Origin of the sequence: Pseudomonas putida (genome assembly GCF_028682455.1) — a bacterium.
GTDB lineage: Bacteria > Pseudomonadota > Gammaproteobacteria > Pseudomonadales > Pseudomonadaceae > Aquipseudomonas > Aquipseudomonas putida_AA.
The window spans coordinates 624090-638035 of the sequence record NZ_JANHLD010000004.1 but is presented as its reverse complement, the minus strand read 5'-3'; the positions used below and the strand labels follow the sequence as shown (position 1 = coordinate 638035).

The 13946-nt window shown below is 63.3% G+C and carries 9 protein-coding genes; 6 read left to right on the top strand and 3 right to left on the bottom strand.

Annotated elements, in window-relative coordinates:
• Positions 1-65: 65 nt before the first annotated feature.
• Both NPS58_RS26145 and NPS58_RS26140 read right to left on the bottom strand, forming a co-directional pair.
• Entirely contained in the window at positions 66-1373 is a 1308-nt protein-coding gene (locus NPS58_RS26145; protein ID WP_274118120.1) for an NAD(P)/FAD-dependent oxidoreductase, read from the bottom strand.
• A 29-nt stretch (positions 1374-1402) separates the two neighbouring features.
• A complete protein-coding gene (locus tag NPS58_RS26140) occupies positions 1403-2767 on the bottom strand; it encodes a glutamine synthetase family protein (protein ID WP_274118119.1) in 1365 nt (454 codons plus the stop codon).
• Between the two features lie 444 nt (positions 2768-3211).
• Between NPS58_RS26140 and hrpA the strand changes: the two genes are divergently transcribed.
• The 6 genes from hrpA (at position 3212) to NPS58_RS26110 (ending at position 12035) form a co-directional block, all read left to right on the top strand.
• Positions 3212-7117, top strand: a complete 3906-nt coding sequence (hrpA, locus tag NPS58_RS26135) for an ATP-dependent RNA helicase HrpA (RefSeq protein ID WP_274118118.1) — start codon at positions 3212-3214, stop codon at positions 7115-7117.
• A gap of 169 nt (positions 7118-7286) precedes the next feature.
• Positions 7287-8408 carry a beta-ketoacyl-ACP synthase III gene (locus NPS58_RS26130; RefSeq protein WP_274118117.1) on the top strand — a complete coding sequence of 374 codons (1122 nt, stop codon included), beginning with the start codon at positions 7287-7289 and terminating at the stop codon, positions 8406-8408.
• Between the two features lie 61 nt (positions 8409-8469).
• Positions 8470-9081 carry an RNA polymerase sigma factor gene (locus NPS58_RS26125; RefSeq protein ID WP_274118116.1) on the top strand — a complete coding sequence of 204 codons (612 nt, stop codon included), beginning with the start codon at positions 8470-8472 and terminating at the stop codon, positions 9079-9081.
• Complete coding sequence (locus tag NPS58_RS26120; protein ID WP_274118115.1) at positions 9075-9314, top strand: zf-HC2 domain-containing protein; 240 nt, start codon at positions 9075-9077, stop codon at positions 9312-9314. The genes NPS58_RS26125 and NPS58_RS26120 overlap by 7 nt, the downstream gene beginning before the upstream one ends.
• A gap of 198 nt (positions 9315-9512) precedes the next feature.
• The gene (locus tag NPS58_RS26115) at positions 9513-10826 is read left to right on the top strand and encodes an OprO/OprP family phosphate-selective porin (protein ID WP_274118114.1); all 1314 of its coding nucleotides are present in this window, start codon (positions 9513-9515) and stop codon (positions 10824-10826) included.
• Between the two features lie 84 nt (positions 10827-10910).
• Complete coding sequence (locus tag NPS58_RS26110) at positions 10911-12035, top strand: GNAT family N-acetyltransferase (RefSeq protein WP_274118113.1); 1125 nt, start codon at positions 10911-10913, stop codon at positions 12033-12035.
• 57 nt (positions 12036-12092) lie between these two features.
• Here the strand turns inward: NPS58_RS26110 and NPS58_RS26105 are convergent, their stop codons facing one another.
• Positions 12093-13925, bottom strand: coding sequence for an ABC transporter ATP-binding protein (locus NPS58_RS26105; RefSeq protein WP_274118112.1), 1833 nt, complete (start codon positions 13923-13925; stop codon positions 12093-12095).
• Between the last annotated feature and the right edge of the window lie 21 nt (positions 13926-13946).

Below are 13946 nucleotides of genomic sequence, written 5' to 3'. Positions count from 1 at the left end.
GTAATCGCGGGGCAAGCCCGCTCCTACGCCGGTAGGAGCGGGCTTGCCCCGCGATGCATTTCGCCTTAGCGCAATTTCTCGAGCATCTGGTAGTACCACATCCCCGCCGCCAGCAACGGATTGCCCAGCACATCGCCCATTGGCACCTTGATGTGCTTGCAGCCGGCAAACGTATCGTATTTTTCCAGCGTACCGGTCAGGGCCTCGGCCATGATCTCGCCCATGATATGGCTGGTGGCGATGCCGTGCCCGGAGTAGCCCTGGCAGTACCAGACGTTGTCTGAAAGCTTGCCCAGCTGCGGGATCCGGTTGACCACGATGCCCATCGCGCAACTCCACTGGAATTCGATCGGCACGCCCTTGAGCGCCGGGAAGGTGCGCTCGATGCATGGGCGCAGTTCGCCGGCGATATCCCGCGAGTCACGCCCCGAGTAGTTGGCGCCGCCGCCGAACAGCAGGCGACCATCGGCGGTCAGGCGGTAGTAGTCGAGGACGAAGCGGCAGTCGTACACCGCCAGATCCTGGGGGTTGATCTGCGCGGCCAGTTCGCCCAGTGGCGCGGTAGTGACGATGCCGCCCATGGCGGGGAAGATCTTGCCCTTGAGCTGGCGGTTTTCCAGTTTGTGATACACGTCGCCCGCCAGCAGGATCTGCTTGGCTTCGACCCGGCCCTGGGCGGTGACGATGGCAGGTTGGTCGCCGTGGACGATATCCAGCACCTCGGAGTTTTCGAAGATCAGCGCACCCAGGCTGTGGGCGGCGCGGGCTTCGCCCAGGCACAGGTTGAGCGGGTGCAGGTGCAGGTTGCGAAGGTTCTTCAGGGCACCCAGGTACAGCTGGCTTTGCAGGTGCTCGGCCATGGCATTCCGATCCAGCAGCTGTACCTGATCGCCCATGCCACGGCGCCGCGCCTCTGCCTCGAAGGCCTGTAGTTCAGTCATGTGCGAGGGCTTCATCGCGGCATGCAAATGACCGCGCTTGAGGTCGCAGGCGATGCCGTAGCGCTCGACCCGCTGCTCGATGATCTGGTGGCCACGCCAGCGCAGGTGCCAGATGAAGTCATCCACTTCGTCGCCAAGCTTTTCGCGCATCTGCTTGCGCATGGCTTCGTCACCCGACAGGCTGCCGGTGACCTGGCCGCCGTTACGCCCGCTGGCGCCCCAGCCAATGCGGTTGGTTTCGACAATGGCCACTTTCAGGCCGCGTTCGGCCAGCTCGACGGCGCTGGCGACACCGGTAAAGCCGCCGCCGATAATCGCCACGTCAACCTTGACCGTACCCTTGAGGGTTGGGTACTCGGTGGTGTCGTTCAGGCTGGCGGTGTAGTAGGAGGCACTGCGCTGGGCGGTGCCGGAATTCACGGCTGCGTTCATAAAAAATCCTTGGCGCAAAAATAAAGGGATCAGGCCTGGGTCAGGTACCAGCGCCAGTCCTGTTCACCGACTTCGGCCATGAACTGACGGTACTCGGCGCGTTTGACGGCCAGGTAGACACCGAGGAAGGCTTCACCGAACGCCTCGCGCGCCCAGCTCGAACCCTCGAGGGCCTTGAGCGAGGTCAGCCAGTCGGTGGGCAGCAGCTCCTTGGCCTGGGCATAGCCATTGCCTTCGACCGGAGCGCCCGGGTCGAGCTGCTGGCCAATTCCGTGGTGGATGGCGGCGAGGATCGCGGCGGCGGCCAGGTACGGGTTGGCATCGGCGCCGCAGATGCGGTGCTCGATATGCCGGCTGTTGGCCGGCCCGCCCGGCACGCGCAGGCTCACGGTGCGGTTGTCGACGCCCCAGGTCGGCGCCAGGGGTGCATAGCTGTTGGCCTGGAAGCGGCGGTAGGAGTTGGCGTTGGGGCAGAACAGCAGCAGCGAGTCGAGCAGGTGCTCGAGCATGCCGGCCACCGAGTGGCGCAGCAGCGGGGTACCGGCCTTGTCGTCGCTGGCGTAGAGATTGTTGCCCTGGGCATCGGCCAGGCTCACGTGCATGTGCATGCCGGTACCTGCCAGGTCGTCGAAGGGCTTGGCCATGAAGCAGGCTTGCATGCCATGCTTGTGTGCCACGCCCTTGACCAGGCGCTTGTAACGCACCGCCTGGTCCATGGCCAGCAGTGCATCGCCATGCTCCAGGGTAATTTCCACCTGGCCTGGCGCGTATTCGGAAATGGCAGTGCGCGCCGGAATCCCCTGGGCCTTGCAGGCCGCGTACAGGTCGGCGAGGAACGGCTCGATCTGTTCCAGCTCGCGCAGGCCGTAGACCTGGGTACCGCGCGGGCGGCCACCATCGCTGTCGAGTGCCGGTTGGGGCCGGCCCTGCGGGTCGCGCTTGCGATCCAGCAGATAGAACTCCAGTTCACACGCCATCACCGGGTGGTAGCCCTCGGCCTTGAGGGCGTCGATGACCTTGACCAGCAAGTGGCGCGGGTCGGCGATGGTCGCCGGCATGCCTTCGCTGGGGTGCATGCTGACCTGCACCGCAGCGGTGGGGATCTGCCGCCAGGGCAGGCGCACCAGGCTGTTTTCCAGCGGGTAGGCGCGGCAGTCGATATCGCCCACGTCCCACACCAGCCCGGAGTTCTCGACATCGTCGCCGTTGAGGGTCAGGCCCAGAATGGTGCTGGGCAGCGGCCGGCCGCTTTCATACACCGCCAGCAACTCTTCGCGGTGCAGCAGCTTGCCGCGGGGCACACCGTTGGCATCGAGGATGAACAGCTCGATCATTTCGATATCGGGGTTTTGCGCCAGGAAGGTTCGAGCCTGCTCAAGGGGGGCAAATTGCATCGGGTTCTCGCTCGCGCCATCAGGCGCACAGGACTGTACTCGCCATCAGGCGACAGTCATCGACAAGGAAGTCGGCCAGGGCAGGCCGCAGGATTCAGTCTAGAGCGAGGCGAGTGTCGGGTGGGCGGGCATGGCGGCAGTGCCACAAGGCCCAGAAGGCGAGAATGATATGAACCAGCGGGTTTTCGCCAGAGCGAGCCCGCACCTTCGGGAACGAGGGGCGCAGCAGCGGGCGGGGCGTACACAGGGGCGAAGTCATGCCTGGATACTCCCATGCCGGGGAAGGTTCATTAAATCAGCCTTTGTATACCTTCAGATAATCAACGGCTAAACAAACGCGCGGCCATCCGCAGCCGTGCCGAGCGGGGGCAAATCTGCGACAATCGCAGCCCTTCCTATGCCGATCATGAAAAAGCAGGCTCACCTGCACAACTAAAAGCCCCCATGACTGACCACGCCATCGATCAACTGCTGAAAAACCTCGACCACGCCATGATTGCCGAGCGCCACCGCCTGCGCCGCCAGTTGCATGAACTGCGCAAGCGCCCGGACGAGGCGAAGCTTGCCCAGTGGGTGGAGAAGGTCCAGGCATCCTGTGCCCAGGTCACCGCGCGCAAAGCCAGTGTGCCCAGCATCCGATACGACGACAGCCTGCCGATTGCGGCCAAGCGTGACGAGATCAAGAAGGTCCTTGCCGAGCATCAGGTGCTGATCATTGCTGGTGAAACCGGCTCGGGTAAAACCACCCAGCTGCCGAAAATCTGCCTGGAACTGGGCCGTGGCCAGCATGGCCTGATCGCCCACACTCAGCCGCGGCGTATCGCGGCGCGCAGTGTCGCCACCCGGGTGGCCGAAGAGCTCGGCACGCCGCTGGGGGCGCTGGTGGGTTATCAGGTGCGCTTCGAAGACCAGAGCGATGCCAATACCCTGGTCAAGCTGATGACCGACGGTATCCTGCTGGCGGAAACCCAGCACGACCGTTTTCTCGAGCGCTACGACACCATCATTGTCGACGAAGCCCACGAGCGCAGCCTGAACATCGACTTCCTGCTCGGCTACCTGAAAACCCTGCTGCCGCGTCGCCCGGACCTGAAGGTGATCATCACCTCGGCCACCATCGACCTTGAGCGGTTCTCCAAGCACTTCGACGATGCCCCGATCATCGAGGTGTCCGGCCGCACCTACCCGGTGGAAACCTGGTATCGACCACTGACCAGCGAGCAGGACGAGGAGGGCAACCGGGTCGAAGACGACCTCACGGTGGACCAGGCCATTCTCGCCACCCTCGACGAAATCGCTGCCTTCGAGCGCGGCCAGGGCAAGGGGCCGGGCGATGTGCTGGTGTTCCTTCCCGGCGAGCGCGAGATCCGCGACGCCGCCGAAATGCTGCGCAAGGCCCAACTGCGCCACACCGAAATCCTGCCGTTGTACGCGCGCCTGTCGCCGGCCGAGCAGCAGAAGATCTTCCAGTCACATCCGGGGCGTCGCGTGGTGCTGGCCACCAACGTTGCCGAAACCTCGCTGACGGTGCCGGGCATCCGCTACGTGATCGACAGCGGCACCGCACGCATCAGCCGCTACAGCTATCGCGCCAAGGTCCAGCGCCTGCCGATCGAGGCCGTGTCCCAGGCCAGTGCCAACCAGCGTAAAGGCCGATGCGGACGGGTCGAACCGGGCATCTGCGTGCGCCTGTACAGCGAAGAAGATTTCAACGCCCGCCCGGCCTTCACCGACCCCGAGATCCTGCGCACCAACTTGGCCGCGGTGATCTTGCAGATGCTGCACCTGCGCCTGGGCGAGATCGACGCATTCCCGTTCATCGAGCCGCCCGACGGCAAGGCCATCAGTGATGGCTTCAACCTGTTGCAGGAGCTCTCGGCGGTCAACCGCGAGAACCAGCTGACGCCGCTGGGCCGGCAACTGGCGCGCCTGCCGGTCGACCCGCGGCTGGGCCGCATGCTGCTCGAAGGTGCCAAGCAGGGCAGCCTGAACGAGCTATTGATCGTCGCCAGTGCGCTGTCGGTGCAAGACCCCCGCGAGCGTCCGCCTGAGCGCCAGCAGGCCGCCGACCAGGCCCATGCGCAATGGAAGGATGCCGATTCGGACTTCGCGGCCCTGGTCAATCTGTGGCGCGGCTTCGAAGAACAGCGCCAGGCCCTGACCGCGAGCCCGTTGCGCAACTGGTGCCGCAAGAACTTCCTGAATTATCTGCGCCTGCGTGAATGGCGCGATGCCCACCGGCAGTTGAGCCTGATCTGCCGCGACCTGCAATTGAGCATCAACAAAGAGCCGGCCGACTACCCGAAACTGCACAAGGCCATTCTTTCGGGCCTGCTCAGCCAGATCGGCCAGAAGACCGAAGACGGCGATTACCTCGGCGCCCGTCAGCGACGATTCTGGGTGCATCCCTCGTCGGGGTTGGGCAAAAAGCGCCCGCAGTGGATCATGACGGCGGAGTTGGTCGAAACCACCAAGCTGTACGCGCGCATGGTGGCCAAGATCGAGCCGGACTGGATCGAGCCACTGGCAGGCCACCTGATCAAGAAGAACCACTTCGAGCCGCACTGGGAGAAGAAGCGCGGGCAGGTGGTGGCCTTCGAGCAAGTCACGCTGTACGGCATGATCGTGGTCGGCCGGCGCCCGGTGCACTTCGGGCCGATCGATCCGGTGATGTCCCGCGAGCTGTTCATCCGCGAGGCGCTCGTGGGCGGCGAGATCCAGTCCAGGGCCAAGTGCCTGACGGCCAACCGCCAGTTGCTCGAACAGCTCGACGAGCTGGAAGCCAAGGCCCGTCGTCGCGACATCCTGGCCGACGAGGAAACCCTCTACGGCTTCTATGAAGCGCGCTTGCCGGCAGAAATCCACCAGACCGCCACCTTCGACAGCTGGTACCGGGTCAACAGCCAGAAAGACCCGCAGCTGTTGATCATGCGCGAAGAAGACGTGCTGGCCCGCGAGGCCAGTGAGGTGACGGCGGCGCAGTACCCCGACACCCTGCGCCTGGGCGAGCTGAGCCTGGCCTTGAGTTACCACTTCGAACCCAACCATCCACGCGACGGCGTCACGGTGCGGGTACCGGCGCCCTTGCTGCCGAGCCTGCCGGGTGAGCGCCTGGAGTGGCTGGTGCCGGGCTTGCTTGAAGCCAAGTGTATCGCCCTGGTGCGCAACCTGCCCAAGGCCCTGCGCAAGAACTTCGTGCCGGTGCCGGATTTCGTCAAGGCCGCACTGCAGCGCATGACCTTTGCCGAAGGCTCGCTGCCCCAGGCGCTTGGGCGTGAACTGCTGCGCATGACCGGGGCGCGGGTCAGCGACGAGGCCTGGGCCGAAGCGGTCGGGCAAGTGGACGATCACCTGAAGATGAACCTTGAAGTGGTCGATGCGCGGGGCAAGTTCCTCGGCGAAGGCCGCGACCTCGCCGAGCTGACCGCACGCTTTGCCGCGGCAAGCCAGGCCGCACTGGCGGTGCCGCAGACAGAAAAGAGCCAGCAACCGGTGCAGGCCAAGGCGTTTGCCCAGGTAGCCGAGACGGCGCAACAGAAGATCGCCGGGCTGTCGATGACGGTGTATCCGGCGTTGGTCGAAGAGAACGGCACGGTCAAGGAGGGGCGCTTCTCCACCCTGGCCGAGGCCGAGTTCCAGCACCGGCGCGCCTTGCAGCGCCTGTTGCTGCAGCAGTTGGCAGAGCCTGCCAAGTTCCTGCGCGGCAAACTGCCGGGGCTCACCGAACTGGGCCTGCTATACCGTGAACTGGGGCGTATCGAGGCGCTGGTCGAAGACATCCTGCTGGCCAGCCTCGACAGTTGTATCCTCGAAGGCGAAAGCACCTTGCCACGCGATGGTGCGGGCCTGGCATCGCTGGCCGAACGCAAGCGTGGGAGCTGGACCGAGCACGCCGAGCGCCTGGCACGCCTGACGCTGGAGATCCTCAAGCTCTGGCACGGGCTGCAAAAACGCTTCAAGGGCAAGATCGACCTGGCCCAGGCCGTGGCACTCAACGATATCAAGCAGCAACTCGGTAACCTGGTGTATCCGGGCTTTGTCCGCGAAACGCCAGGGGTGTGGCTCAAGGAGCTGCCGCGCTACCTGAAGGCCATCGAGTTGCGCCTGGAGAAGCTGGGCAGCCAGGTTCAAAAAGACCGGGTGTGGAGCGGTGAACTGGGCAACTTGTGGACACAATACAAGACCCGCGCCGACAAGCATGCCCAGGAAGGCAAGCGCGATGAACAGCTGGTGTTGTATCGCTGGTGGCTTGAGGAATACCGGGTTTCACTGTTCGCCCAGCAGTTGGGTACCAAGGTGCCGGTTTCCGACAAACGACTGAGCAAGCAGTGGGGGCAGGTGGAAGCCTAACCTCGGCAGTTGTGGCACACTTGGGCGATATCCGCTGCGTAGCCCGGCTTTTCCAAGGGCTACGCGGCGCCCGAATCCAGTACAGCGCAGTGATCCTTGAACCGAGGTCATTGCCAGATCAACTTGGTACCTTGGTACCAATAAAAAACGACCGAACAGAGGAACGACCGTGCATAACGTCGTCATCAGCGGCACCGGCCTGTACACCCCGGCCAACAGCATCTCCAACGAGGAGCTGGTGGAATCCTTCAACGCTTATGTGCAGCAGTTCAACGCTGACAACGCCCAGGCCATCGAGCGCGGCGAAGTGCAGGCCCTGGCCGAGTCCAGCGCAGCGTTCATCGAGAAGGCGTCGGGCATCAAGAGCCGCTTTGTCATGGACAAGGCCGGTATCCTCGATCCGCAGCGCATGGCGCCGCGCCTGCCAGAGCGCTCCAACGACGAACCTTCGATCCTTTGCCAGATGGCCGTGGCGGCTGCCGAGCAAGCGCTGGAGCGCGCCGGTCGCACGGCTGCCGATGTCGATGCGGTGATCGTCGCCTGCTCCAACCTGCAGCGTCCGTACCCGGCCATCGCCATCGAAGTGCAGCAGGCCCTGGGCATCAACGGCTTCGGTTTCGACATGAACGTGGCGTGCTCCTCGGCCACCTTCGGCATCCAGACCGCCTGCAACAGCGTGCAACTGGGCCAGGCCCGCGCCGTCCTGGTGATCAGCCCCGAGATCTGTACTGGCCACCTCAACTTCCGTGACCGCGACAGCCATTTCATCTTTGGCGATGCGGCCACTGCGGTACTGGTCGAGCGCGCCGACCTTGCCACCTCGGCGCACCAGTTCGACATCGTCAGCACCAAGCTGCTGACCCAATTCTCCAACAACATCCGCAACAACTTCGGCTTCCTCAACCGGGCGGCAGAAGAGGGGATCGGCGCGCCCGACAAACTCTTCGTCCAGGAAGGTCGCAAGGTATTCCGCGAGGTCTGCCCGATGGTCGCCGAGCTGATCGGCCAGCACCTGGCCGAGAACAACCTCAATGTCAGCGACGTCAAGCGCTTCTGGCTGCACCAGGCCAACCTGAGCATGAACCACCTGATCGTGAAGAAGCTGCTCGGTCGCGACGCCCTGGAAGAAGAAGCACCGGTAATTCTCGACAGCTACGCCAACACCAGTTCGGCAGGCTCGGTGATCGCCCTGCACAAGCATCAGGACGACTTGCCCAAGGGCTCGCTGGGTGTGCTCAGCTCCTTCGGTGCCGGCTACTCGATCGGCAGCGTGATCCTGCGCAAGCGCTGAGTGCGGCTGTAACAAACTGCCCGGTTCACCGTCCATTGAACGCGTTCAGGAAGAGGTGACAATGACGGTCGAGTCCGATGCTCGCTTGCTTGAACGCCTGTTGCTAGGTGAGCAGCAGGCGTTCAAGGAGTTGGTGAGCACCTACCAGGGCGCCATGCGCGCCGTGGCCTATGCCATCCTCGGTAGCCGCCAGGCCGATGAAGCCGTGCAGGATGCCTGGCTGGCGGTGGTGCGCGGCTTGCCGGGGTTTCAGGGGCGCTCCAGCCTCAAGACCTGGCTGCTGACCATCACCGCCAACGCGGCCAAGAACCGCTACAAGCAGAACCGCCGTGAAGTTCTGCTCGATGACCTCCCGTCCCCCCATGGCACCCTGGATGACGATCGTTTTGCCAGCGACGGCCATTGGTTGCTGGCGCCCTACGCCTGGCACCAGGACTCCCCCGAGGCCCTGCTGAGCCAGGACGAGTTGCGCGAATGCCTGGAGCACACCTTGCTCAGCCTGTCGCAGTTGCAAAGCAGCGTGCTGGTGCTGCGCGAACGGCAGGGCCTGGAGTTGGAGGAGATCTGTAATCTTCTGGGTATCTCGCTCTCTAATGTCCGCGTGCTGTTGCACCGGGCGAGACTGAAAGTCTTTGCCACCCTGGAACACTTCGAGGAAACCGGCCAATGCTGAGCTGCAAGGACCTGGTCGCTCGCTCAAGCGATTACCTGGATGGCCAGTTGACCCTGGGCGAAGCCCTGCTGGCGCGCCAGCACCTGCTGTTTTGCAAAAACTGCCGTCGCTTCATCCGGCAGATGCGCCTGGCCCAGGCGACGATCAAGGCGCTGCCTGAAGCGCCGGTAGACGATGTCGACGAAATCGTCCAGCGCCTCAGCGACGCCCAGCGCGGCCACGACACCCCCTGAAAACCCGCTCGGAGGCCCTGCAACGGGGCTTTCCGGCTTATTTCCTTTCGAAGTAAAAAAGTTCCGTTGTCATAAAACATTTATATAAAAGCCACTGATCTGACATAACCCCCCGCCAAGATTCCTCCCCAGCACAAGTGGCCTTAGCCGCGTGTTTTTCCAACATTATCAAGACCATAAAGTAGGGGAGCTTCTTCGATGATCCGTAAGCACTTCGCAGGTTTCGCAGCCAGCGCCTTGGCAATGGCCGTTACCGCCCAGGCTTTCGCGGGTACCGTGACCACCGACGGCGCCGATATCGTAGTCAAGACCAAAGGTGGCCTCGAGGTCGCTACCACCGACAAGGAATTCAGCTTCAAGCTGGGCGGTCGTATCCAGGCTGACTACAGCCGTTTTGACGGTTTCTACACCAACAACGGCAACACCGCAGACGCCGGCTACTTCCGCCGTGCCTACCTGGAACTGGGCGGTGTGATGTACACCGACTGGGCCTATGCGATCGCTTACGACTTCTCGCACAACTCCGGCGGTGACAACCGTTCCGAAGATGGCTACTTCGACGAAGCGTCGCTGGCCTACAACGGCTTCAAGCCAGTCTCGATCAAGGTCGGTCGTTTCGACCCCGAGTTCGGCCTGGAAAAAGCCACCAGCTCCAAGTGGGTCACCGCTCAAGAGCGTACCGCCGCGTACGATCTGGTCGACTGGACCAACTCGCACAACGGCGGCATGGGCCTGCAGGCTTCCGGTAACGCCGGTGACTCGCTGTACGGTTCGGTCGGTGTGTTCGCCAAGGACGCCACCAACCAGGACAAGGACGGCGACAGCACCAAGCAGTTCAACCTGCGTGGCGTCTTCGCGCCGATGCACGAAGCCGGCAACGTCCTGCACTTTGGCGTCAACTACGCCCAGCGCGACCTTTCCGACACTGCCTTCGACGGTCGTATCCGCAGCCGTCTGGGCATGCGTGGCGTCAGCACCGACGGTGGTCAGGATGCCGGCAGCAACGGCAACCGCCTGACCCTGGGTGGCGCCAACAACTCCCCGGTCGGTTCCTACGACACCGACAAGGCCTGGAACCTGGAAGCTGCCTGGGCCATGGGCCCGTTCTCGGTACAGGGTGAATACATCAAGCGTGAAGTCGAAGCCGACAGCGCTGGCTTCTCCGACATCAAGGCCGACGGTTACTACGGCCAACTGGCCTACACCCTCACCGGTGAAGCCCGTGGCTACAAGCTGGGCAAGTTCGACGCCATCAAGCCGTCGAACAAGCAGATCGGTGCCTGGGAAGTCTTCTACCGCTATGACCACCTGAGCGTCGACGACGACAACGGCGCGTTCGCCAATATCGACGACGTCGAAGCCAAGGTGCACAACGTCGGCCTGAACTGGTACGCCAATGAGTCGATCAAGCTCAGCGGTGTGTACGTCAAGGCCAAAGTCGACAACGCCGAGAACGCTGCCGGCGACGACAGTGGCGACGGTTTCGTAATGCGCGCGCAGTACGTGTTCTAAGTAGCACCGCTCCTCATCCGTTAGATCTTCAGCCCCGCCCTGGCGGGGCTTTTTTTCGTCTGCGCGAAGAGGCAGACTGCGCCCATGCCTAACCTGATCCTGTCTCGCCTCGCCGACCTCACACCTGCCACCTGGGATGCCCTGGTGCCGGGGCAACAGCCGTTTTTGCGCCATGCCTTTTTGAGCAGCCTGGAAGACAGCGGCAGCGTCAGCAGGCGTACCGGCTGGACGCCGGCCCATCGCCTGCTCACCGATGCCGGGGGCCAGTTGCAGGCAGCCTTGCCGGCCTACGTGAAGACTCACTCGTTTGGCGAATACGTTTTCGACCACGGCTGGGCCGATGCTTGTGAGCGAGCCGGGATCGCCTATTACCCGAAGCTGTTGTGCGCCGTGCCGTTTTCACCGGTCAGCGGGTCGCGCTTGCTGGGCGATGCCCAGGCGTGTGGTGCCCTGATCGAGCAGCTCGGCGAAGACCTGGCTGGCCAGGGTCTTTCGAGTGCGCATGTGAATTTCACCGATGAACACAGTGACGCGGTGATGCGTGATAGCGAAGGCTGGATGGAGCGCCTGGGCTGCCAGTTTCATTGGCGTAACCAGGGCTATCGGGACTTCCAGGACTTCCTCGACAGCCTCGCCTCGCGCAAGCGCAAACAGATGCGCAAGGAGCGCGAGCAGGTGGCGGGGCAGGGGATCGAGTTTCGCTGGATGCGGGGCGATGAGCTGAGCGAGGCGCAGTGGGATTTCGTCTTTGCCTGTTATGCCAACACTTATGCGGTGCGCCGCCGGGCGCCGTACCTGACCCGCTCGTTTTTCAGCTTGCTGGCAGAACGGATGCCGGGTGCCATTCGCGTGGTCATGGCGCGCCAGGGTGGGCGCGATGTGGCCATGGCGTTCAGCCTGGTAGGTGGAGACAGCCTTTATGGTCGCTACTGGGGCTGCCTGGACGCGTTCGACCGGCTGCATTTCGAGACGTGCTTCTACCAGGGCATGGATTTTGCCATTGCCGAAGGCCTGCAGCGCTTCGATGCCGGGGCCCAGGGCGAGCACAAGTTGATTCGCGGGTTCGAGCCGGTGATTACCCGGTCCTGGCATTACCTGCTGCATCCGGGATTGAGGCGGGCAGTTGAAGCGTTTCTGCAGCAGGAGCGGGCGGGGGTGCTGGCGTATGCCGAAGAGGCCTGTACGGCATTGCCTTATCGGCAGGGCTGAGGGCCACCGCGGGGCAAGCCCGCTCCTACCGTAGGAGCGGGCCTGCCCCGCGATCCGTCAATCAATCCCCACAAATCCACCCGTCTGGTGATGCCACAACCGCGCATATAACCCTTGGTGGGCCAGCAATTCGGCATGGCTCCCCATCTCGGCAATGCGGCCTTTTTCAAGCACTACCAGGCGGTCCATGCGGGCGATGGTCGACAGGCGGTGGGCGATGGCGATCACGGTCTTGCCTTGCATCAAGGTCTCGAGGCTCTCCTGGATCGCCGCCTCGACCTCCGAATCCAGTGCCGAGGTCGCCTCGTCCATGATCAAGATCGGTGCATTCTTGAGCAGTACCCGGGCAATGGCGATGCGCTGGCGCTGGCCGCCCGACAATTTCACCCCGCGCTCACCCACATGGGCATCGAAGCCGGTACGCCCCTGGGCGTCGGACAGTTGCGGGATGAACTCGTCGGCGCGGGCCCGGCGCACGGCTTCCCAGAGGTCTTCCTCGCTGGCATCCGGACGCCCGTACAGCAGGTTGTCGCGGATCGAGCGGTGCAGCAGGGAGGTGTCCTGGGTGATCATGCCGATCTGTGCGCGCAGGCTGGCCTGGGTGACCTGGGCGATGTCCTGGCCATCGATCAGGATGCGCCCGCTCTCCAGGTCGTACAGGCGTAGCAGCAGGTTGACCAGGGTCGACTTGCCGGCGCCGGAGGGGCCGATCAGGCCGATTTTCTCGCCGGGGCGGATCTCCAGGTTCAGGCCGTCGATGATCCGGCTGCCCTTGCCGTAATGAAAGCCCACGTTCTCGAACTTCACCCCACCGCGGTCGACCTTGAGGGTCGGCGCGCTGGGCGAGTCGGTGACGGTGACCGGTTGGGCAATGGTCTGCAGGCCATCCTGGACCATGCCGATGTTCTCGAAGATGCCGTTGACCACCCACATGATCCAGCCGGACATGTTGACGATACGGATGACCAGGCCGGTGGCCAGGGCAATGGCGCCGACGCTGATCAGCGACTGGGTCCACAGCCACAGCGCAAGCGCGGTGGTGCCGACGATCAGCAGGCCGTTGAGGCTGGTGATGACCACGTCCATGCTGGTGACCACACGGGCTGCCAGTTGGGTTTTTTCGGTCTGCTCGCGGATGGCTTCGCGGGCGTACTGTTGTTCGTAGTCGGTGTGGGCAAAGAGTTTGAGTGTGGCGATATTGGTGTAGCCATCGACGATCCGGCCCATGAGCTTGGAGCGGGCATCGGAGGAGACCACCGCCCGTTCCTTGACCCTTGGCACGAAGTAATAGAGCGCACCGATGTAGCAGAGGATCCAGGTTATCAGCGGCAGCATCAGGCGCCAGTCGGCCTCGGCAAACAGTACCAGCGAGCTGATCGCGTAGATCAGTACGTGCCACAGGGCATCCACCGCCTGCACCGCCGAGTCGCGCAGCGAGTTGCCCGTCTGCATGATGCGTTGGGCGATACGTCCGGCAAAGTCGCTCTGGAAGAAGTTCAGGCTCTGCTTGAGCACGTAGGTGTGGTTTTGCCAGCGGATCATGCTGGTCATGCCGGGGCTGATGGTCTGGTGGACCAGCAGATCGTGCAGGCCGACGAACACCGGTCGCAGAATCAGCGCCACCACCAGCATCCACAGCAGTTCACCGGCATGCTCGCTGAAGAAGTTGATATTCGGGGTGCCCTGGGCCAGGTCGATGATCCGGCTCAGGTAGCTGAACAGCGCCACTTCGATCAGTGCGCCAATCAGCCCGACCACCAGCAGGGCGGCAAAGCTTGGCCACACCTGGCGCAGGTAGTAGAGGTAGAACGGCAGCACCGTACTGGGCGGTGCTGCGCTGGGCGCTTCTCGGAAGATGTCGATCAGCTTTTCGAAGCGGCGGAACAACATGAAAGGGGTAACTCCTGTCTG